The 21,540-nt window shown below is 73.6% G+C and carries 14 protein-coding genes and 1 tRNA gene; 9 read left to right on the top strand and 6 right to left on the bottom strand.

Annotated elements, in window-relative coordinates; genetic code table 11:
• Positions 1–11: 11 nt before the first annotated feature.
• The 3 genes from glmU to ACWH4W_RS03280 form a co-directional block, all read right to left on the bottom strand.
• A complete protein-coding gene (gene glmU / locus ACWH4W_RS03290; RefSeq protein WP_473074346.1) occupies positions 12–1,457 on the bottom strand; it encodes a bifunctional UDP-N-acetylglucosamine diphosphorylase/glucosamine-1-phosphate N-acetyltransferase GlmU in 1,446 nt (481 codons plus the stop codon).
• 132 nt (positions 1,458–1,589) lie between these two features.
• Positions 1,590–1,663: transfer RNA gene (locus ACWH4W_RS03285), tRNA-Gln, on the bottom strand.
• 14 nt (positions 1,664–1,677) lie between these two features.
• Positions 1,678–2,538 (bottom strand): hypothetical protein, encoded by an 861-nt coding sequence (locus ACWH4W_RS03280; protein WP_473074345.1) that lies wholly within the window; start codon positions 2,536–2,538, stop codon positions 1,678–1,680.
• A 167-nt stretch (positions 2,539–2,705) separates the two neighbouring features.
• On the opposite strand from ACWH4W_RS03280, the gene ACWH4W_RS03275 reads away from it, so the two are divergent.
• Positions 2,706–4,013, top strand: coding sequence for a sensor histidine kinase (locus ACWH4W_RS03275; protein WP_473074344.1), 1,308 nt, complete (start codon positions 2,706–2,708; stop codon positions 4,011–4,013).
• Between the two features lie 18 nt (positions 4,014–4,031).
• Here the strand turns inward: ACWH4W_RS03275 and ACWH4W_RS03270 are convergent, their stop codons facing one another.
• Positions 4,032–4,526, bottom strand: coding sequence for an SUKH-3 domain-containing protein (locus ACWH4W_RS03270; RefSeq protein ID WP_473074343.1), 495 nt, complete (start codon positions 4,524–4,526; stop codon positions 4,032–4,034).
• Between the two features lie 43 nt (positions 4,527–4,569).
• A complete protein-coding gene (locus tag ACWH4W_RS03265; protein WP_473074342.1) occupies positions 4,570–5,103 on the bottom strand; it encodes a YwqJ-related putative deaminase in 534 nt (177 codons plus the stop codon).
• Between the two features lie 333 nt (positions 5,104–5,436).
• Between ACWH4W_RS03265 and ACWH4W_RS03260 the strand changes: the two genes are divergently transcribed.
• The 6 genes from ACWH4W_RS03260 (at position 5,437) to mfd (ending at position 18,371) form a co-directional block, all read left to right on the top strand.
• The gene (locus ACWH4W_RS03260) at positions 5,437–6,456 is read left to right on the top strand and encodes an SMI1/KNR4 family protein (protein WP_473074341.1); all 1,020 of its coding nucleotides are present in this window, start codon (positions 5,437–5,439) and stop codon (positions 6,454–6,456) included.
• A 9-nt stretch (positions 6,457–6,465) separates the two neighbouring features.
• A complete protein-coding gene (locus ACWH4W_RS03255) occupies positions 6,466–9,237 on the top strand; it encodes an SUKH-4 family immunity protein (protein ID WP_473074340.1) in 2,772 nt (923 codons plus the stop codon).
• A gap of 183 nt (positions 9,238–9,420) precedes the next feature.
• Complete coding sequence (locus ACWH4W_RS03250) at positions 9,421–10,332, top strand: cellulose-binding protein (protein WP_473074339.1); 912 nt, start codon at positions 9,421–9,423, stop codon at positions 10,330–10,332.
• 920 nt (positions 10,333–11,252) lie between these two features.
• A complete protein-coding gene (locus ACWH4W_RS03245) occupies positions 11,253–12,041 on the top strand; it encodes an ABC transporter ATP-binding protein (protein WP_106413852.1) in 789 nt (262 codons plus the stop codon).
• Positions 12,038–14,617 carry an ABC transporter permease gene (locus tag ACWH4W_RS03240; protein ID WP_473074338.1) on the top strand — a complete coding sequence of 860 codons (2,580 nt, stop codon included), beginning with the start codon at positions 12,038–12,040 and terminating at the stop codon, positions 14,615–14,617. The genes ACWH4W_RS03245 and ACWH4W_RS03240 overlap by 4 nt, the downstream gene beginning before the upstream one ends.
• A gap of 217 nt (positions 14,618–14,834) precedes the next feature.
• The gene (mfd, locus tag ACWH4W_RS03235; RefSeq protein WP_473074337.1) at positions 14,835–18,371 is read left to right on the top strand and encodes a transcription-repair coupling factor; all 3,537 of its coding nucleotides are present in this window, start codon (positions 14,835–14,837) and stop codon (positions 18,369–18,371) included.
• A 98-nt stretch (positions 18,372–18,469) separates the two neighbouring features.
• Here mfd and ACWH4W_RS03230 read toward each other — a convergent pair whose 3' ends face one another.
• Positions 18,470–18,655, bottom strand: a complete 186-nt coding sequence (locus ACWH4W_RS03230; RefSeq protein WP_473074336.1) for an antitoxin — start codon at positions 18,653–18,655, stop codon at positions 18,470–18,472.
• 163 nt (positions 18,656–18,818) lie between these two features.
• Here ACWH4W_RS03230 and ACWH4W_RS03225 point away from each other — a divergent pair, with 163 nt between their 5' ends.
• Together ACWH4W_RS03225 and ACWH4W_RS03220 are read left to right on the top strand one after the other, a co-directional pair.
• On the top strand, positions 18,819–19,598 hold the full coding sequence (locus tag ACWH4W_RS03225) for an HNH endonuclease family protein (RefSeq protein WP_473074335.1): 780 nt from the start codon (positions 18,819–18,821) through the stop codon (positions 19,596–19,598).
• A gap of 187 nt (positions 19,599–19,785) precedes the next feature.
• A complete protein-coding gene (locus ACWH4W_RS03220) occupies positions 19,786–21,540 on the top strand; it encodes a sigma-70 family RNA polymerase sigma factor (RefSeq protein WP_473074334.1) in 1,755 nt (584 codons plus the stop codon).

Raw genomic sequence — 21,540 nt, 5'->3', positions numbered from 1 at the left:
CGCTCTCCCGGTCACTCCTCGCCGGCCGGCTCCCGCGACGCCGCCTCCGCGGCCTTCGCGGCGGCACTCCCCGGCCGCTTACGAGCCACCCAGCCCTCGATGTTCCGCTGCTGGCCGCGCGCCACCGCCAGCGAACCGGGCGGCACATCCTTCGTGATCACCGAACCCGCGGCCGTGTAAGCACCGTCGCCGATCGTGACAGGAGCCACAAACATGTTGTCCGACCCCGTCCGGCAGTGCGACCCGACCGTCGTGTGATGTTTGTCCTGTCCGTCGTAATTGACGAACACACTTGCCGCACCGATGTTCGAAAACTCGCCGATCGTGGCATCCCCCACATACGACAGATGCGGGATCTTCGTCCCCTCGCCGATCGACGCGTTCTTCGTCTCCACGTACGTGCCGATCTTGCCCTTGCGCGCCAACCGCGTCCCCGGACGCAGATACGCGAACGGACCCACCGACGCCTCAGGACCCACCTCGGCCCCCACCGCCACCGTGTTGTCCACCCGCGCCCCCGCACCCACCCGGGTGTCCGTCAGCCGCGTGTTCGGACCCACCTCACAGCCCTCACCCAGGTGCGTCGCACCGTGCAACTGCGTCCCCGGATGCACCACCGCGTCCCGCTCGAACGTCACCGACACGTCCACCCACGTCGACGCCGGGTCCACCACCGTCACACCCGACAACATCGCCGCCGTCAGCAACCGCTCGTTCAGGATCCGCCGCGCCTGGGACAACTGCACACGGTTGTTGATCCCCGCGATCTCCCGGTGATCCCCCGCCACCGACGCACCCACCCGGTGCCCCGCCTCACGCAGGATCCCCAGCACATCCGTCAGGTACTCCTCACCCTGACTGTTGTCCGTACGCACCCTCTTCAACGCATCCGCCAACAACGCCCCGTCGAACGCGAACACACCCGAGTTGATCTCCCGGATCGCCCGCACCTCGTCCGAGGCGTCCTTGTGCTCCACGATCGCGGTCACCGCACCGGAGCCGTCCCGCACGATCCGGCCGTACCCGGTCGCGTCCGGCACCTCCGCCGTCAGCACCGTCACCGCGTTGCCGTCCGCCCCGTGCGTCTCCGACAGCCGGCGCAACGTCTCACCGGTCAGCAGCGGAGTGTCACCGCACACCACCACCACGGTCCCGTCCACGGAACCGCCCAGCTCCTCCAGCCCCATCCGCACGGCGTGCCCCGTGCCGTTCTGCTCCTCCTGCACGGCGGTGCGGACGGCGGGGGCGACCTCGGCGAGATGGGCGGTCACCTGCTCGCGGGCGTGACCCACGACGACGACCAGGTTCTCCGGCTCCAGCTCACCGGCGGCGGCGAGGACGTGGCCCACCAGGGAACGGCCACAGATGTCGTGCAGGACCTTCGGTGTGGCCGACTTCATACGGGTGCCCTCACCCGCTGCGAGGACGACGACGGCTGCCGGGCGGTTGGCGCTCACGGGATGCCCTTCGGCTGTGTGGAGGTGGGGGATGGACATCCGCAGGATACCGGGGCGTTTCCGGGGCGACATGAGCGCGGGTCCTGACCGGTTACCGGTCAGGACCCGAACCTGGACGCTGTGCGCTGTGAGCTCCCCCGCAAGGATTCGAACCTTGACCTGCCAAGACCAAAACTTGGTGTGCTGCCGGGTTACACCACGGGGGACCGCGCGTCAGACCTTACCGGAGGCGTGCTTGCGCGTGCGCGACGATACCGCTCCACCACCCTTCGATACGGCGGTACAGCTCGGCGCCGTCCCGGACGTCGACACGAAGACATCCGCGGTAGCTGTCAGCGGTGTTCTTCCGGTTGGTGAGTGGGTTGTGCTTCTTGAGGGTGGTCTTCATGAGGCTGCCTGTGTCGATGCCTGCATGGTGGGCCCAGAACGCCTCCGCGGCTGCCACATCGGCGGTCTCGTGGATCTGTACCGCGAACCTGAGGGTTGTCGAGTCCACGTCGAGGAGTGCGAGCCAGCGCAGGAAGAGTGTGATCATGTCCGGGTCGCTGTTGACGAAGGTGATCCGCTCCCGGCGGCTGTACGGCTTGCTCTTCGAGCCTTCGGCCCAGTACAGGGCCACGCCGATGACGAACAGTTCACGATCGGTCAGCGTGCCGATCTCGCTGGCTGCGGCCGCCTTCGTCTGCTGCCGTTCCTCCTCGCGCCGCCGGAGTGTGGCCTCCCAGCCGCGCTTCGCGATCGCCGAGGCCTCCTCGCGGGTGCGCTTCCGCTCAGGCTTGGGCAGATCTCGCACCCACAGCGAGATCGAGCCCTTGGAGCACCCCAGCTCGACCTGGATCCGGTCGTAGGTCCAGCCCTGGAGGCGTAGCTCGCGGGCCTTCGCCCGCAGGTCGTCCTTGGCGTTGGGGCGCCGTGTCCAGTCCGGGGCGGGTTCGCCCTGGAGGAGGCGGTTGAGGAGGTCGTTGTTGTCGACGTGGAGCCGGTCGCGGATCTGGCGTCGGCTCAGTCCCGCGCGTCGCAGGGTGACCGCCTGCTCGCGCAGGCCTTCGAAGTCGGCGTACTTGCCGGTCGGATGTGCCATGGACATACCGTCCGGGAGGAATGGCAGGTTCCCCCTCGAACGGTGTCCGATTCAGCAGTTCGAGGGAATCTCGGGCGTACCGCGGCCGATCGGTCGGTCGGTGTGGTCCGGTGCCGAGGTGAAAACTCCTCGGAAAACGGGCTGGGAGCGCCTTTAGGCTGGGAGGCATGACCACGGCGGGGGAAGATCATGTGACGGCCCGGGGAGGGCCGTGGTGGTGGGAGCGGCGGCGCGGTGCCGTGCTCGATGTGGGGCTCGCGGTGGTGTCCGCGCTGGAGTGCGGGATCGAGGGGGTGCCGTTCGCGTGGGAGGCGGGGCTCCCGGTGGCCGTGGGGGTGGTGTTCGGGCTGGCCGCGGGGTCGGTGCTGCTGGTGCGGCGGCGGTGGCCGATCGCGGTGGTGCTGGTGGCGATCGCGGTGACGCCGGCGGCGATGGGGTTCCTGCTGGGGGTCGTGGGGCTGTATTCGCTGGCGGCATCGGATCTGCCGCGGCAGATCATCGGTTCGCTGGCGGGGATGCAGTTGGTGGGCGTGCTGATCGTGATGTTCGTGCGGATGCGGCAGGACGTCGCGCGGGGGGACGTGGAGGTCGGTGACTGGCTGGTGCCGTTCGCGTCGGTGACGATGGCGCTGGGGGTGACGGCTCCGCCGTTGTTGCTGGGTCTGTACGTGGGTGCGCGGCGGCGGTTGATGGAGAGTCTGCGGGAGCGGGCGGACAGTCTGGAGCGGGAGCTGCAGCTGCTCGCGGAGCGGGCGGAGGAGCGTGCGGAGTGGGCGCGTAACGAGGAGCGGACGCGGATCGCGCGGGAGATGCACGACGTGGTGGCGCACCGGGTGAGTCTGATGGTGGTGCACGCGGCGGCGTTGCAGGCGGTGGCGCGGAAGGATCCGGAGAAGGCGGTGAGGAACGCCGCGCTGGTGGGGGACATGGGGCGGCAGGCGTTGACCGAGTTGCGTCAGATGCTGGGGGTGCTGCGGTCGGGCGCGGTGCGGTCCGGGGCGGCAGGGGGGTCGGTGCCGTTGGCCGCGGTGGGTGCGGCGGCGGCTGCCGCGGCGTCGCGGGTGGTGGAGGAGGAGGCGGTCGAGGGGCCGTCGCTGGCGGAGATCGACGAGTTGGTGGGGCAGTCGGCGGCCGCGGGGATGGTGGTCGATCTGTCGGTGGAGGGGGAGTACCGGTCGTATGCGCCGGAGGTGGAGGCGACGGCGTACCGGGTGGTGCAGGAGGCGTTGACGAACGTCCACAAGCACGCGGCGGGTGCGAAGACGTATGTGCGTCTGGCGCACCGGGTGTCGGAGATCGCGATGCAGGTGGAGAACGAGCCGCCGTCGGGTGCGGGGTCGGCGGCGGGGTTGCCGTCGGGGGGCAATGGTCTGGTGGGGATGCGGGAGCGGGTGTCGGCGCTGGGCGGGGTGTTCGTGTCGGGGCCGACGGATGCGGGGGGTTTCCGGGTGTCGGCGGTGATTCCGGCGTCGTAGGGCGCTGTGGGGGGCGGGTCAGCCGGCGGTGAGGCGTTGGGGCTGGACGCCGGTGATCAGGGTGGTGAGGGCGTGGTCGATGTCGGGGCCGAGGTACCAGTCGCCGGTGTGGTCGAGGGCGTAGACGCGGCCTGGCGCGTCGATGGCGAGGAGCGCCTGGGTGTCGGTCTCGGCGCCGAGGGGGCAGACCTCGGTGCCGAGGGCGCGGCCGAGGTCGTTGAGGGTGCGGGCGAGGTGGAGGCCGTGGAGGGGGTCGAGGTGGAGGGTGGTGGGGGCGATCTGTCGGCCGGGTCCGCCGGGTCGGACGTGGAGTCCGCCGAATTCGGCCCAGGCTTCGACGGCGGCGGGGAAGACGGTGTGGCGGTGTCCGGCGGGTGAGGTGTGGTCGCGGAGGGTGTCGGCCCAGATCTCGGCCTGTCGGATGTCCCAGCGTCCGGGTTGCCATCCGGCGGCGCGCAGTGCGGCGTCGACGGGGACGGCGAACCGAGTGGTCGAGGTGCGGTCGGTGTGCATCTGCCCTTCGTTCGTCTAGGTCGTGTGGTGGTGCGGGGGTGGTTCAGCCGCTGGTGCGGGCGGCGGGGTCGACCAGGCGGACGCCGAAGTGGGCGGTGAGGGCGGCGCAGGCGCGGCAGGGGGTGGCGTAGCTGCCGTGGAGGGGGTCGCCGTCCTCGCGGATGCGGCGGGTGGTGAGTTTGGCGTGTTTGAGGGCTTTGCGGGCTTCGCCGTTGGTCATGGGTCTGCGGGCGGCGCGTTTGCTGCGGGCGGCGTCGGCGGTGGCGATGTGCCGGGAGATGAGGATGGTTTCGGCGCAGCGTCCGGTGAAGCGGTCGCGCTGGTCGCTGGTGAGGGTGTCGAGGAAGTCCTGGACGAGCGGGTGGAGCGCGGGGGGTGTGTCGCCGCGGGCGGGGGTGCCGGTGAGGGTGGTGCCGCGGACGGAGAGGGCGGCGGCGATGGTGGGGAGGATGCCGTCGCGGCGGTGCCGGAGGAGGGGTGCGGGGGTGGTGTCGGTGGTGCTCCAGCCGATGCGGGGGTCGTCGGAGCGGGGGGCGCCGGCCGGCCCGGTGTGCGTCCCCGTCTGCGTCGCGTTCATGATCGTCATCCCCTCCCGAGCATCCCCCCGGTGGTCACAGAGTGCCAAATCGCGTGGCGGGTGGGAAAGCTGGGGCGGGGCGACACGCCAGGGCGGGGGCGGACCGTCACGGGAGGGTGACGCGGGGTCACGGAAGCGGAGGGGCTGGTGGGCGGTGCCCGGTGACCGGCGGTGGTGTACCGCATAGGCTGTCGGCACCGCGATCCGGCGGTGTTCCGTGTGCGGGCGCCGTGGGGTCGTACGGGTGAAGCAGACGTGACAGTCGAATACGCTCCGTGACGGTCCTGATGGAGGGGCGGTGGGGCGTACAGAGTGCCGCAGGGGGCAACCGCCATGACGACAGGTCGGCTCGGGCTGGGGGCACCTCCCGGCCGTCAGGCTGGGGGCACTTCCGCGCCGCCGAACGCGGCCTATGCCGGGCAGGTCGTGCACTTCCCGGATCCGGTGCGGGCGGCCCGTCACCCGAGGGGGGTGCGGGTGGACGAGCGCGGTTATCCCGACTTCTCGCCCTACGCGCGCGCGGCCGTGGAGATCGCGGACCCGCCGGAGGGTTTCGGTGTCGACGAGCTGCGGCTGACGGATTACGTGTCGGCGAACGCGGCGCTGGCGGCGACGGGTCACGAGTGGTGGGACACGGTGCCCGCGGTGGCGACGCCGCACGGGTGGACGTGGCATCACGTGGCGGGGACGCGGCGGCTGGAGCTGGTGCCGGTCGAGGTGAAGGCGCTGCTGCGGCATCACGGTGGTGTGGCGACGGCGGTGGTGGACCACGCCAAGCGGGGCACGCGGCCGTTGCAGGAGACGCGGCCGGCGCACTTCGGGCTGCCGAAGTCGGGTGTGGCGGTGACGGAGTCGCAGGTGCTGGGGGTCGAGGAGGACCTGGGGTACCGGCTGCCGGGTGCGTACCGGTCGTTCCTGAAGGCGGCGGGCGGTTGTGCGCCGGTGGGGACGGCGTTGGACGCGGAGCTGGGTCTGCTGGTGGACCAGCCGTTCTTCACGGTGCGGGACGAGGCCGCGGTCAACGACCTGGTGTATGTGAACAAGTGCCTGCGGGACCATCTGACCAAGGACTATCTGTGCGTGGCGTTCGTGCAGGGCGGTCTGCTGGCCGTGAAGGTGAGGGGCGAGCGGCGGGGTTCGGTGTGGTTCTGCGCGTACGACGACGTGCGGGACGTGGATCCGTCGTGGTCGCAGGCGGAGCGGGTGGAGCGGCTGCTGCTCTCGTGCGGTGAGGATTTCGACGTGTTCCTGTCGCGGCTCGCGGGGTCTCCTCCGGAGTTGGAGACGGTGGCGCATCTGATGGTGGACGGCGGGTTCGCGCGTGCCGTTCCGGTTTCTTCCGCGGGGGAGTGAGTCGTAGCGATGGTGACGTTCGCGCAGGCGCAGGAGCGCGCGGAGGAGTGGGTCAACGGGGACGTGCCCGCGTATCAGCACCGTGAGGTGCGGGTGCGGGAGTTCGGTCTCGGGTTCGTGGTGTGGGCGGAGGACCGTGCGGAGGGCCCGCGGTCGGACGGCGGCGGGCAGCGGCTGGTGATCGCCCGGGACAGTGGTGACGCGACGCTGTGGCCGGCGCTGCCGGTGGGTGAGGTGATCCGCCGGTACGAGGAGGAGTACGGGCGGGACGAGGCGGCGGCGGAGGAGCCGGCGCCGGCGCCCGCGGCGCGGGTGGACCTGAACCAGACGTCGTTCCTGCTGAGTCCGCCGGAGTGGCTGCAGGAGGCGGCGGACCGGCTGGGCATCCCGGACCGGCGCGGGGCGACGTCGGGGGGTGCCGGCGGGGTGGCCTCGGGGGCGTCCGCCGGTGCTGGTGCTGGTGCTGGTGCTGGTGCTGGTGCCGGGGCGGCGTCGGGTGCGGTGCCGGGGCAGGCGGGCGCGCCGGACGCGAGCTGGGCGTCGGCGGCGGGTGCGGGGCGGAGCGGCGACGCGTCCGGGTCCGGGTCCGGGTCCGAGGAGACGTCCGCGAGTCCGGGTGCGGCGGCTTCCGCGTCCGACGGTGGCGGGTCGGCGTGGCCGGCGGCCGGCGGCGGTGCGGACGAGGGGACGCCGTGGGCCGGTACGGACACCACGGCGGACGGCGGTGAGGACCGTTCGGTGCCGCTGCCGCAGACCGTGTACGCACCGCAGGTGAGGGAGCCGGGCGAGGACGGCGCGGCGACGTCCGACGCGAAGACGACGTTGATGTCGGGCGGCAGCGTGCTGCCGCCGACGGCGGTCGCGCCCGCGGTCCCGGAGGGCGGGCCGGGCCGGGCCGCACCGCCGGCCCCGACCCAGGCGGGGACTCCCGCGACGCCGCCGTCGGCCTCGGCCCGGGCCGGTGTCCCCGGTACCCCGGCGCAGGGCACTCCCGCGCCGGGTGCTCCCGTGCCGCCGCCGGCGGCTCCGGGCGCGCCGGGCGGCGCGCCGGACGCCGGTGACATCGCCGACGCGGCGACCGGCAAGGCGACGCCGCCGCCGAAGCGCGGCCAGGGTCCGACGACCCCGCCGCCCCCGGGCGCCCCGGGCACGCCGGGCGCGCGGCCGGGCGGCACGCCCGCGCAGGGCGGGGCGAGCGGCTACGTGCCGACGCAGCTGGTGTCGTCGCTGGGTCCGGAGGGCGCCTCCGGCTCGCAGACGCCGCCCCCGCCGGGGACGCCCGCTCCGGGCACACCGGCTCCGGGCACACCGGCTCCGGGGACCCCGGCGCCGCCTCCGCCCGGCACGCCGCCGGGTGGGGTGCACCACGCGGCGACGATGCTCGCCGGCCCCGACAGCTCGGGCGCCGGCGCGCCCACGCCTCCGGGACCGCCCCCGGCCGCCCCGGGTGCGCCCGGTCAGCCGGGTGCTCCGGGGCAGCCGGGTGCTCCGGGTGTGTCCGGCGTGCCCCAGCCGCCCGGTCAGCCGGGCGCCCCTGGTGCTTCCGGTCAGCCCGGTGCCTCTGGAGCGCCCGGCACGCCGCCGGGGCCGCCTGGCGCCCCCGGCGCCCCCGGCGCTCCGCAGGTGCACCACGCGGAGACGGTGCTGGCCGCGCCGCCGGTCGGCGGTCCGGGCACGCCTCCGCCGCCGGGGCCGCCCGGCCCGCCGCCGATGGCTCCCGGCGCCATGCCTCCGGGTACGCCCCCGCCGGGTGTCCCCGCGCCGGGGCAGCCGCCGGCGTACGGCTATCCGCAGCAGCCGCCCGGTCAGCCGACCGTCGGCCCCGGTTACCAGGCCGTGCTGCGCTACCGCGCGCAGGACGGCTCCGAGCAGCAGCTGATCCGGCGTTCCGCGCCGGGCACCCCGCACCCGGAGTGGCAGATCTTCCACGAGCTGCGCGCGATGAACGTGCCGCCGAACCAGGTGCTGGAGCTGCACACGGAGCTGGAGTCGTGCGAGCTGCCGGGCGCGTACTGCGCGCGGATGATCCGCGAGCAGTGGCCGCAGGCGCGGATCACGTCGATCGCGCCGTACGGCACGGACCACGCGAGCCGGCAGCAGGGCATGCGGCAGCTCCTCGCCCACCAGGGCGAGCTGCACCAGGTGGCGGACGGTCCCGCGCGTCCGGCTCCGGTGCGGGCGCCGATCCCGCCGGTGCCGCCGGCCCCGCCGATCCCGCCGGAGGCGATCGGGCAGGAGCTGGCGGCCGCGTTCGGGCCGGGTGTGTTCCGGTTCGAGCAGGCGGCGGTGTCCCGGCAGGGCGTGCCGCCGATCGTGGCGCACACGCTGGTCGTGGCGGGCCTGCCGTTGGACATGGGCCCGTTCTTCTGGGCGCAGGCGCAGCCGGGCCGTCCGGTGCCGACGCTGGCGGAGCTGGCCGTGGAGCGGGGTGTGCGGCCGGCGCCGGACGCGGGCTCGTACCTGGTGATGGGCAGCGACTTCGGCAAGGCGGTCTGTGTGCAGTACGGCACGGCGAACATCGTCGCGGTGCCGGTGGAGGCCGGTCCGGGCGGTACGGCGGTGGCGCCGCAGTTCGTGAACACCGGGCTGCCGGAGTTCGCGCGGTGTCTGGCGCTGCTGGGCCGGATGTGGCGGCTGCGGTTCGGGCTGAACCAGGAGCAGGCGGGCCGCTGGACCGTCGACTTCCAGGCGCAGCTGGCCGCCCTCGACCCGGCGGCGCTGGGGTCGCCGGAGACCTGGTGGTCGGTGCTGCTGGAGCAGATGTGGGACGGTCTGCTGTGAGCCGCCGCCGCTGAAGGCGTGACCCGTGAGCCGGGCCCGGTCGTGCGACGACCGGGCCCGGCTCACGTCTGTCGGCCGCCTTCGCGCCCACCGGCGGAGTGTCGCGTTATGAACACTTCCTTGCCATCGATCAAGATGTGCGCGATTCATCCCTTTTTGTGCTCGGTCGTCGTGCTGGGCTTCATGTCCGTCGGTGGAAGGGGTTCCAGGGTGAGCAGCGCATCGGTGTCGTCACGGGGTTTCGAGGTCGTCAGGGGGCGCGGGTACCGCCCGCTGCAGGTGATCGCGTACGTCGAGGCGCTGTCGGACGACCGAGACGCCGCCTGGGAGCGCGCGGCGCGGCTCACCGTGCTGGCCCGTGAGATGGAGGAGGAGCTGGAGCGGCTGCGGGTGCGGGTGGCCGGGCTGCCCGAGCAGACGTACGAGTCGCTGGGGGACGGCCCCCGGCGGCTGTTCCTGCTGGCGCTGGAGGAGGTCACGGCCGTACGGGAGTCGGCGCGGCAGTACGCGCAGGACCTGACCGACCTGGCGCGGGACGACGCCGCCGAGGTGGAGGAGGCCGCACGGGCCTACGCGGCCGCGCTGCGCGCCGTCGCCGACGCGTACGCCCGTGACCGGCTGGCCGCGGCGCGCGAGGAGGCCGACGAGATCCGCATCGAGGCGCGGCTGGAGGTGAAGGAGCGGCGTGCCGAGGCGCTGGCCCAGGTGCGGCGGGCGCGGGAGCGCACCTCGGAGCTGCTCGCCGAGGAGGCCAGGGCGCAGGCGCGGCGGCTGGACGAGGTCGCCCGGGAGGAGGCGGAACGCGCGGCCGGGCTGGACGCCCGGCACGCGGAGACGGAGGAGCGCGCCGAAAAGGTGCTGGCCGAGGCGCGCCAGGCGTTCGCGGACGCGGAGGAGGCGGCGCGGCGGTGCGCGGACGAGGCGCGGGAGCGCGCGGCGGAGGTGCTGGCCGAGGCGCAGGCCCGCGCGGAGAGCGTCGAGCGGGAGACCGCGCGGGTGCTGCGCGAGCACGCGGACCGGCGGGAGGAGGTGCAGACGCAGATGGATCACGTCTGCGCGAGCCTCACCGCGCTGACCGGCCGTGCGGTGGAGTGACGCGGGCGGGCCGGGGGGGCGCGGCGGGTCAGGGCTTTTCGCTGATCACGGCCTGCTGCGGCAAGCGGCTGCAGGAGGCGTACCGGGGCGCCCGGTGCAGCCGGGGCGAGGCCGGGACGGGCGGCTGCCGGGGGTAGGCGCGGTGGAGGGGGGAGACGGCGCGGGGGACGGTCGCGGGAGGTTCCGTGTACGGGGCATCGAGGGGCGGGTGCGGGTGGGGACGCGGGGCGTGGGGTGCGGGAAGGGGGGCGGCGGGCATCCCGTGCTCCTTGCGTGGCGTCAGGCCCCGCGGGGATCGCGGGGCGGGGAGTGGGGAGCGGAGCCCGCACGTCAGTCGTACGCGGAGCGGAGTGCGGCGGTGCGGGCGGAACTCCCCGCCGGTGAGCGCTCCCGCGGATGATCCATGCCCTGAGCTGCGGTGTCACCCCCGCCGACTCCGGCTCGTGCGGTGCGTGCGGGGCAGCGTGCTGTCCACCGGCCGCCGGTCCGCTTGACCCTGACGCGGCGGCAGGGTGGACGCTGGGCGGCGCCGGGGAAGGACAGGGCCCGGCGGCGCGGGCGGGAGGAGGTCCGGCGAGCCGGAGGAAGGAGCGACCCCGAGACGGTCTCCGCCCCACGGGGGAGAGCCCCTAGGGGCAGCTCCGCCCTGTGGCTCGGGGAGGGGTCGTCCCGGCGGAGGACGAAGCGGGGCGGGCCGCGTCCTTAGCCTGGTTCCACGCCGCTGGGGGGTGGCGGAGCACAGCACCGGGGGTGGGGTTTTCCACAGCGGAAGACTGCGTGAAACACCAGCGCGCCGGACCCCTCCCCCACGCCAGACTGAAGCACGTCCCGAGCACCACGCACCGGGCGGCCGCCGCACCGCACACGGGCGACCGCCAGGAGCACCGCTTTCTCTTGACGACCGACATAGGAGACTTACCGTGACATCGGCTGTGACCATTCCCAGGCACGGGGGTACTGGAGGGACTACGGCCGTTGCCGCGCGGGCGCGGCAGGTCGTGAAGGCGTACGGGTCCGGGGAGACCCGTGTCGTCGCCCTCGACCACGTCGACGTGGACATCGCCCGCGGCCAGTTCACCGCGATCATGGGCCCCTCGGGGTCCGGCAAGTCCACGCTGATGCACTGCCTCGCCGGGCTCGACACCGTGACGAGCGGTCAGATCCACCTGGACGACACCGAGATCACCGGGCTGAAGGACAAGAAGCTCACCCGGCTGCGCCGCGACCGGATCGGCTTCATCTTCCAGGCGTTCAACCTGCTGCCGACGCTCAACGCGCTCGAGAACATCACGCTGCCCATGGACATCGCCGGCCGCAAGCCCGACAAGGCGTGGCTGGACCGGGTGGTGGAGACCGTCGGGCTCGCGGAGCGGCTGAAGCACCGGCCGACGCAGCTCTCCGGCGGCCAGCAGCAGCGGGTCGCCGTGGCGCGGGCGCTGGCCGCCCGGCCGGAGATCATCTTCGGGGACGAGCCGACCGGGAACCTCGACTCCCGCGCCGGCGCCGAGGTGCTCGGCTTCCTGCGCCGCTCGGTCGACGAGCTGGGCCAGACCATCGTCATGGTCACCCACGACCCCGTCGCCGCCTCCTACGCGGACCGGGTGCTGTACCTGGCCGACGGCCGCATCGTCGACGAGATGCTGCAGCCGACCGCCGAGCAGGTCCTGGACCGCATGAAGGACTTCGACGCCCGGGGGCGCACGTCATGACCGTCCTCAAGACCTCGATGCGCAATTTCGTCGCGCACAAGGGACGCATGGCGCTGTCGGCGGTGGCGGTGCTGCTGTCGGTGGCGTTCGTGTGCGGGACGCTGGTGTTCACGGACACCATGGGCACCACGTTCGACAAGCTGTTCGCGGCGACCGCCTCGGACGTCACCGTCAGCTCCAAGGACGCCTCCGAGGGCGGCGAGACCACCTCCGGCAACGGCAGGCCGCCGGTGATACCGGCCTCCGTGGTCGAGGAGGTGCGGCGCGCGGAGGGCGTGAAGGCGGCCGAGGGCGCGGTGTTCTCCACCGCCGTCACCGTCATCGACGGCGACCGGGACAACCTGTCGCCCACCAACGGCGGCCCGACCATCGTCGGCAGCTGGAACGCCAACGACGCCCGCATCATGGACATCACCTCCGGTGCGGCGCCGAAGGGCGCCGACCAGATCATGCTCGACGCGGACACCGCCGAGAAGCACGACCTGGGTGTCGGCGACGAGCTCAGCGTCATCACGGCGCTCGGCACGCACACCGCGAAGATCTCCGGCGTCGCCGACTTCACCGTCACCAACCCCGGCGCCGCGATCTTCTTCCTCGACACGCCCACCGCACAGAAGGCCCTGGTCGGCGAGGGCGGCGTCTACACCGACGTCTACGTCACGGCCGCCGAGGGCGTCAGCGACGAGCAGGTGAAGCGGAACGTCCTGGCCGAGCTGGGCGGCGGCTACAAGGTGCTCACCGAGAAGGAGGCCGCCGAGGCCAACCAGAAGGGCGTCGAGGGCTTCATGAACGTCCTGAAGTACGCGATGCTCGGCTTCGCCGGGATCGCCTTCCTCGTCGGCATCTTCCTGATCATCAACACGTTCTCCATGCTGGTCGCCCAGCGCACCCGCGAGATCGGCCTGATGCGGGCCATCGGCTCCTCCCGCCGGCAGGTCAACCGGTCCGTGCTGATCGAGGCGCTGCTGCTCGGCGTCGTCGGCTCCGTCCTCGGCGTCGCCGCCGGCATCGGCCTCGCGGTCGGCCTGATGGAGCTCATGGGCACGATCGGCATGGAGCTGTCCACCGGCGACCTCACCATCGCCTGGACGACCCCGGCACTCGGCCTGCTCCTCGGCGTGGTCGTCACCGTCCTCGCCGCCTACCTGCCCGCCCGCCGCGCCGGGAAGGTCTCCCCGATGGCCGCGCTGCGCGACGCCGGCACCCCGGCGGACGGGCGGACCGGCCGGGTCCGGGCCGTCACCGGCCTGGTCCTCACCGGCGCCGGAGCGGCCGCCCTGTACCTGGCGGGCGCCGCCGAGCAGGCCACCGACGGCTCGATGTGGCTGGGCCTCGGGATCGTGCTGACCCTGATCGGCTTCGTCGTCGTCGGCCCGGTGCTGGCGAGCGGCGTGGTCCGCGTCCTCGGCGCGGTCCTGCTGCGGGCGTTCGGACCGGTGGGCCGCATGGCCGAGCGCAACGCCCTGCGCAACCCGCGCCGCACCGGCGCGACCGGCGCCGCGCTGATGATCGGGCTCGCGCTGGTGGCGTGCCTGTCCGTGGTCGGCTCCTCCATGGTCGCCTCGGCCACCGAGGAGCTCGACAAGGCGGTCGGCACGGACTTCATCGTCCAGGACGACAACGGCCAGCGGATCACCCCGGAGGTCGTCGAGGCGATCAGGGCGACCGAGGGCGTCGAGCGGGTCACCGAGTACAAGTGGACGAAGGCCGACCTCACCACGCCCGACGGGAAGACCAGCGACGACACCGCGATCACCGCCGCCGACCCGACGTACGCCACGGATCTGCGGGTCGAGACCGTCGAGGGGAAGCTGGAGGACGCCTACCGGCCGGACTCCATGTCCGTCCACGAGGACTTCGCGAAGGAGCACGGGGTCACCCTCGGCTCGACGATCGACGTCGCCTTCGAGAACGGCACCACCGGCACCCTCACCGTGCGGGCCGTCACCAGCAGTGACGGCGCCATCGACGCCCGCGCGATCTACACGTCGATCGAGACCCTCGGCCGGTACGTGCCGGCCGACAGGATGCCGCTCGACCTGATGGTGTTCGCCTCGGCGGAGGACGGCCGGAAGGACGCCGCGTACACGGCCCTGAAGCAGACCATGGAGCGCTTCCCGCAGTACGAGGTGCGCGACCAGACCGACTACAAGGAGGCGCTGCAGGGCCAGATCGGCCAGCTGCTGAACATGATCTACGGCCTGCTGGCCCTGGCGATCGTCGTCGCGATCCTCGGCGTGGTGAACACCCTGGCCCTGTCGGTCGTCGAGCGCACCCGGGAGATCGGCCTGATGCGGGCCATCGGCCTCTCGCGCCGGCAGCTGCGCCGCATGATCCGGATGGAGTCGGTCGTGATCGCCCTCTTCGGCGCCCTGCTGGGCCTCGGACTGGGTCTGGGCTGGGGCGCCACCGCCCAGCAGCTCCTCGCCCTGGAGGGCCTGAAGGTCCTCGACATCCCGTGGCCCACCATCGCCGGGGTGTTCGTCGGATCCGCCTTCGTCGGCCTGTTCGCCGCGCTGGTCCCGGCCTTCCGCGCCGGGCGGATGAACGTGCTGAACGCCATCGCGACCGAGTAGCGGCCGCCGGACACCGCACACGGGGGTGGCGGGGAGACGGCGCCGGGAAGTCCTCACGAGGGCTTCCCGGCGCCGGTGCGTGCGCCCGGGGCGGGGTGCCCGTCGTCGTCCGCGGCCCCGGCGACCGCGGGCGGGGCGACGTACCCTGGACACCCCCGGCCCGCCGCGCGCGTCGGGTCTGTCGTGTTGCACATCCCCGGAAGGGATTCCGCCCCGCATGAGCCTGCACGGTCTGCTCGACGCCGTCGTCAAGGACACCGCCCTCGCGGAAGCGGTCTCGGCCGCCGCCGACGGCAACCGCATGCACGTCGACCTCGTCGGCCCGCCGGCGGCCCGTCCCTTCGCGGTCGCGGCCCTCGCCCGGGACGCGGGCCGCCCCGTGCTCGCCGTGACGGCCACGGGACGTGAGGCGGAGGACCTGGCGGCCGCCCTGCGCTCGCTGCTCCCGCACCAGGGGGTCGTGGAGTACCCCTCGTGGGAGACGCTGCCGCACGAGCGGCTCAGCCCCCGCAGCGACACCGTCGGCCGCCGCCTCGCCGTGCTGCGGCGCCTGGCCCACCCCCGCCCGGACGACCCCGAGACCGGCCCGGTCTCCGTGGTCGTCGCCCCCGTGCGCTCCGTCCTCCAGCCGCAGGTCAAGGGACTGGGCGACCTGGAGCCGGTCGCCCTGCGCACGGGGCAGTCCGCCGACCTGGACGACGTCGTCGAGGCCCTCGCCGCCGCCGCGTACGCGCGCGTGGAGCTGGTCGAGAAGCGCGGTGAGTTCGCGGTGCGCGGCGGCATCCTCGACGTGTTCCCGCCCACCGAGGAGCACCCCCTGCGGGTGGAGTTCTGGGGCGACGACGTCGAGGAGATCCGCTACTTCAAGGTCGCCGACCAGCGGTCCCTGGAGGTCGCCGAGCACGGCCTGTGGGCGCCGCCCTGCCGTGAGCTGCTGCTCACCGACGAGGTGCGCGAGCGGGCACGGGTCCTCGCCGAGGACCACCCGGAGCTGGGCGAACTGCTCGGCAAGATCGCCGAGGGCATCGCGGTGGAGGGCATGGAGTCCCTCGCCCCGGTCCTCGTCGACGACATGGAGCTGCTGCTGGACGTGCTGCCCAAGGGCTCCATGGCGGTGGTCTGCGATCCGGAGCGGGTCCGCACCCGCGCCGCCGACCTGGTCGCCACCTCGCAGGAGTTCCTCCAGGCCTCCTGGGCGGCCACGGCAGGCGGCGGCGAGGCGCCGATCGACGTGGGCGCGGCCTCCCTGTGGTCCCTCGCGGACGTCCGGGACCGGGCCCGCGAGCTGGACATGATGTGGTGGTCGGTCTCCCCCTTCGCCGCCGACGACGCGCTCGAAGAGGCCGACACCCTCAAGCTCGGCATGCACGCCCCCGAGACCTACCGCGGCGACACCGCCAAGGCGCTGGCCGACACCAAGGGCTGGCTCGCCGACGGCTGGCGCGCGGTCTACATCACCGAGGGGCACGGGCCGGCGTCCCGCACCGTCGAGGTGCTCGGCGGCGAGGGCATCGCCGCCCGCCTGGACGACGACCTGGGCGAGCTGACCCCGTCCGTCGTGCACGTCTCCTGCGGCTGCCTCGACCACGGCTTCGTCGACCCGGCGCTCAAGCTGGCCGTGCTCACCGAGACCGATCTCACCGGCCAGAAGGCGTCCGGCCGCGAGGGCGCCCGGATGCCCGCCCGGCGCCGCAAGACGATCGACCCGCTCACCCTGGAGCCGGGCGACCACATCGTCCACGAGCAGCACGGCGTCGGCCGGTACATCGAGATGGTGCAGCGCACCGTGCAGGGCGCCACCCGCGAGTACCTGGTCGTGGAGTACGCGCCCGCCAAGCGCGGCCAGCCCGGCGACCGGCTCTACATCCCCACCGACCAGCTCGAGCAGATCACCAAGTACGTCGGCGGCGAGGCGCCCACCCTGCACCGGCTCGGCGGCGCCGACTGGACCAAGACCAAGGCGCGCGCCAAGAAGGCCGTCAAGGAGATCGCCGCCGACCTGATCAAGCTGTACAGCGCGCGGATGGCGGCGCCCGGGCACGCCTTCGGCCCCGACACGCCCTGGCAGCGCGAGCTGGAGGACGCCTTCCCGTACACGGAGACGCCCGACCAGCTCACCACCATCGCCGAGGTCAAGGAGGACATGGAGAAGACGGTCCCCATGGACCGGCTGATCTGCGGCGACGTCGGCTACGGCAAGACCGAGATCGCGGTGCGGGCGGCGTTCAAGGCCGTCCAGGACGGCAAGCAGGTCGCCGTGCTGGTGCCGACCACGCTGCTGGTGCAGCAGCACTTCGGGACGTTCAGCGAGCGGTACGCGCAGTTCCCGGTGACCGTGCGCGCCCTGTCCCGGTTCCAGACCGACACCGAGGCCAAGGCGGTCCTGGAGGGTCTGAGGGACGGCACGGTGGACGTCGTCATCGGCACCCACCGGCTGTTCTCCTCCGAGACGAAGTTCAAGGACCTGGGGCTGGTCGTCGTCGACGAGGAGCAGCGGTTCGGCGTCGAGCACAAGGAGCAGCTGAAGAAGCTGCGCGCCAACGTCGACGTGCTGACCATGTCCGCCACGCCCATCCCGCGCACCCTGGAGATGGCGGTCACCGGCATCCGCGAGATGTCGACGATCACCACCCCGCCGGAGGAGCGCCACCCGGTGCTCACCTTCGTCGGCCCCTACGACCAGCGGCAGATCGGCGCCGCCATCCGCCGCGAGCTGCTGCGCGAGGGCCAGGTCTTCTACATCCACAACCGGGTCGAGTCCATCGACCGGGCGGCGGCCCGGCTGCGCGAGATCGTGCCCGAGGCGCGGATCGCCACGGCCCACGGCCAGATGTCGGAGCAGGCGCTGGAGCAGGTCGTCGTCGACTTCTGGGAGAAGAAGTTCGACGTGCTGGTGTCGACGACGATCGTCGAGTCCGGCATCGACATCTCCAACGCCAACACCCTGATCGTCGAGCGCGGCGACAACTTCGGCCTCAGCCAGCTCCACCAGCTGCGCGGCCGGGTCGGCCGCGGCCGTGAGCGCGGGTACGCGTACTTCCTGTACCCGCCGGAGAAGCCGCTGACGGAGACCGCGCACGAGCGGCTCGCGACCATCGCCCAGCACACCGAGATGGGCGCCGGCATGTACGTGGCGATGAAGGACCTGGAGATCCGCGGCGCGGGCAACCTGCTCGGCGGCGAGCAGTCCGGGCACATCGCGGGCGTCGGCTTCGACCTGTACGTCCGCATGGTGGGTGAGGCGGTCGCGGACTACCGCCGCCAGCTGGAGACCGGCGAGGTCCAGGAGGAGCCGCCGCTCGAGGTGAAGATCGAGCTGCCGGTCGACGCGCACGTCCCGCACGACTACGCGCCCGGCGAGCGGCTGCGCCTCCAGGCGTACCGCGCGATCGCCTCCGCCAACAGCGAGGAGGACGTCAGGGCCGTCCGCGAGGAGCTGGCCGACCGCTACGGCAAGCTGCCGGAGCCGGTGGAGAACCTGCTGCTGGTGGCGGGCCTGAGGATGCTCGCGCGGGCGTGCGGCGTCGGCGAGATCGTGCTGCAGGGCGCCAACGTCCGGTTCGCGCCGGTGGAGCTGCGCGAGTCGCAGGAGCTGCGGCTCAAGCGGCTCTACCCGGGCTCGGTGATCAAGGCGACGTCCCACCAGGTGCTGGTGCCGCGCCCGAAGACCGCGAAGGTCGGCGGCAAGCCGCTGGTCGGGCGGGACCTGCTCGGGTGGGTCGGGGAGTTCCTCACCTCGGTGCTGGGGTCCTGACCCGGTGCTGAGGTCCTGAGGCGGCCGGCCCGGCGGACGGCGGGGCCGTCCGCGGCGCGCGAGACGCGTCGCGGACGGCCCCGATGTGTACGGGGCCCCTACGGCCGGTCGGGACGGTCGCGGTCCATGCCGAGCCGGCGTTCCGCCTGCCGCTGCCCGGTGTCGATGTGCTGCTCGTGCTTGCCGCCGGTCCTCTCGTTCAGCTTCTTCTCCGCGGCGTCCGAGGCCTTGTGCGCCTTCTCGCGCGCCGTCTTGCTGCCCTTGAACTTGTCGAGGATGCCCATGCGGAACTCCTTCCGAGGTGGCCCGAATCCGACCATACGCGCGGATCGGACGGGATGCCCAAAGGGGTGGCGAGTGGTCTAGACCACTCGCTCGTTACGGTGAGCTCCAGGATCGGACCGCCCCTGCCGGGGCAGAGTTACAGCAGACCGAGGGAGGGGCGCGGTGACGAGAGATCCGGGACGAGGCGGCAGGGTGCGGCGCGCGGGAGGGGCGGCGGCCGTCGCGGTGGCCCTCCTCGCGGGGTGCGAGTCCATACCGGAGGCGGACGTCCCCGCCGCCGGGAGCAGCGGAGCGGCGGCGCCCGACGGGAAGGCGGTGAGCCCGCTGGACAACCCCGACGGCACCCGCCCCGGCCTCGCCCCCGTGCGCGACGCCCGGGACCGCGCCGAGGCCGCCGCCCTCATCGACGAGGTCGCCACCAAGGGCCGCGGCCCCAGGACCGGCTACGACCGCGACGAGTACGGCTACGCGTGGATGGACACCGCCGACGGCGTCCCCCTGGCCCGCAACGGCTGCGACACGCGGAACGACATCCTCCGGCGCGACGGCCAGGAGCTGCGCTTCCGCTCCGGCTCCGACTGCGTCGTCGTCTCCCTGACCCTGGCCGACCCCTACACCGGCAAGACCATCGAGTGGCGCAAGCAGCAGGCCGCCGAGGTGCAGATCGACCACGTCGTGCCGCTCTCCTACAGCTGGCAGATGGGCGCCTCCCGCTGGTCCGAGGCCAAGCGCCGGCAACTGGCCAACGACCCGCTCAACCTGATGCCGGTCGACGGCGGCGCCAACTCCGCCAAGAGCGACTCCGGACCGGCCTCCTGGCTGCCGCCCAGCAAGGCCGTCCGCTGCGCCTACGCCGTCCGCTTCGCCCAGGTCGCGGTGAAGTACGAGATGCCGGTGACGCCGGCCGACAAGCGCGCGATGGGCGCGCAGTGCGGCGGCTGAGCGGGCCGGCGGCCACCGTCCCCGGATCCTCCCGCGCGCGGCGGTCGTTGGCCGTGCGCCGCCGCTGACCTCGCGCGGGACCGTCGCGCCGGGGTGACACCGGCGGCCGGATCCGTCCCCCGGCCGTGGAGGCCGTACGCTCTGTGACGCTGCGCACTGATGAGCGTACGAACGGGAGAGCACGCACATGATCGACCGCGGGGACGCCGCTTCCGGATTCCCGGACGCGGCCAGGGCGGGCGCGGACGACGGCGGGGACGACGGCGGGGACGGGCAGTCCGACGGCCGCCTGACGGCCGCGGTACGCGACAGCGGGGACCCCGCGGCGATCGAGGAGCTGTACCGGCGTCACTCCCGTGCCGTCCTGGTGTACGCCCGCGTGTGCTCCCGCGATCCGCACACCGCCGAGGATCTCGCCTCGGAGGCGTTCACCCGCACCGTACGGGCGGTCCGCGACGGCAAGGGCCCCACCACCGCCTGGCGCCCGTACCTGCTGTCCGTGGTCCGGCACACCGCGGCCGCCTGGGCGGAGCAGTCCCGCCGGGTCGACCTCGCGCCGGAGTTCGGGCAGTGGCTCGACGCGGAGGGCCGTGGGGGAGCGGGACCGGCCGGGGAGGGCCGGGTCGCCGACGGCGAGGAACAGGTGGTCCGGGCGGAGGAGGGCGGTCTGATCGCCGCCGCCTTCCGGTCCCTGCCCGAGCGATGGCGCGCGGTGCTCTGGCACCACGTGGTGGAGGAGGAGCCCGCGGCCAGGGTGGGCGCCCTGCTGGGCCTCACGCCCAGCGGGGTCACCTCGCTGGCGGCCCGGGCCCGCGAGGGCCTGCGGGAGGCCTATCTCGCCGCCCATGCCCGCCAGGGCGCGGCCGACGAGGAGTGCCGCGGGTGCAGCGACCGTCTCGCCGCCGTGGCGCGCGCCTCCCGTCCGTCGCGGGACCGGCGCCTGGAGCGGCACCTGGAACGGTGCCGGCGGTGCCGGCGGGCCGCCCGCGAGCTGGCCGACCTCAACCAGCGGCTGCGCACGGTGCTGCCCGTGGCCGTGCTGCTGTTCGGCGGTCCGGCGTACCTGGAGGCGCGTGCCGCCGCCGCGGCCGTGGCGTCCGGGCAGGCCGGTGCGGGCGCGGCGGCCTCGCACGCCGGTGCCGGGGGAGCGGTGGGGGCCAAGACCGCGGTGCTCGCCGTCGGCGCGGCCGCGGTGATCTTCGGAGGCTGGACGCTGTGGCCCGGCGGCGGGGAGCCGCAGGACCGTCCCGGCGCGACGGCGGGCGGGCCGCCGTCCGCCGCGCGGAGCGCCGTTCCGGCGCCGCCGTCCGCGCCGTCCACCGGCGCCCCGAGCCCGCCCCTGTCCTCGTCCCCGTCCCCGTCCCCGTCCCCGTCCCCGTCCGGGTCGAGCTCGCCCTCGTCCCCGTCGAGCCCGTCCCCGTCCGCCGGGAGCCCGTCCCCGTCCGGCGCCGGCTCCCTCCCGGCGGCGCCCGCCCTCGGGGCGCCGAGCACGCTGCGCTTCGTGTCGACGGGCGCGTGCATGGAGATACCGGGCGGCTCGCGAGCGTCCGGGGTCCGGCCGGTGGGGGCCGACTGCGACGGCGGTCCGGAGGAGCGCTGGGTGCTGCTGGAGCCCTACCCGGGGGACCGGGCGCGCACCCAGGTCCGCAACGAGGCGACAGGACTGTGCCTGGCGCGTTCGGGGGGAACCGAGGACCACGCCCCCGTCGACCAGCGGGCCTGTGACGCCGCGAGCGGCGTCCAGCTGTGGAACCTGTGGGCCGACGGCGGGACGGGAGAGGCGGCTCTGCGCGACGCCGGGGGCACCCGGTACCTCGGCCTCGTCGAGTGGGCCCGGGCGGACCAGGGCCAGGAGCACGGCACGGCGATCGGCACCACGCGGTACTACTACGGCTCCGCCTCCTTGCGGTTCCTCTTCGAGCCCGGATTCCTCGGAGGGTAA

The sequence above is a fragment of the Streptomyces sp. DSM 120436 genome, from assembly GCF_055778765.1.
Note: the sequence above shows the minus strand (reverse complement) of the source record. Positions and strands in the feature narration are given on the sequence as shown.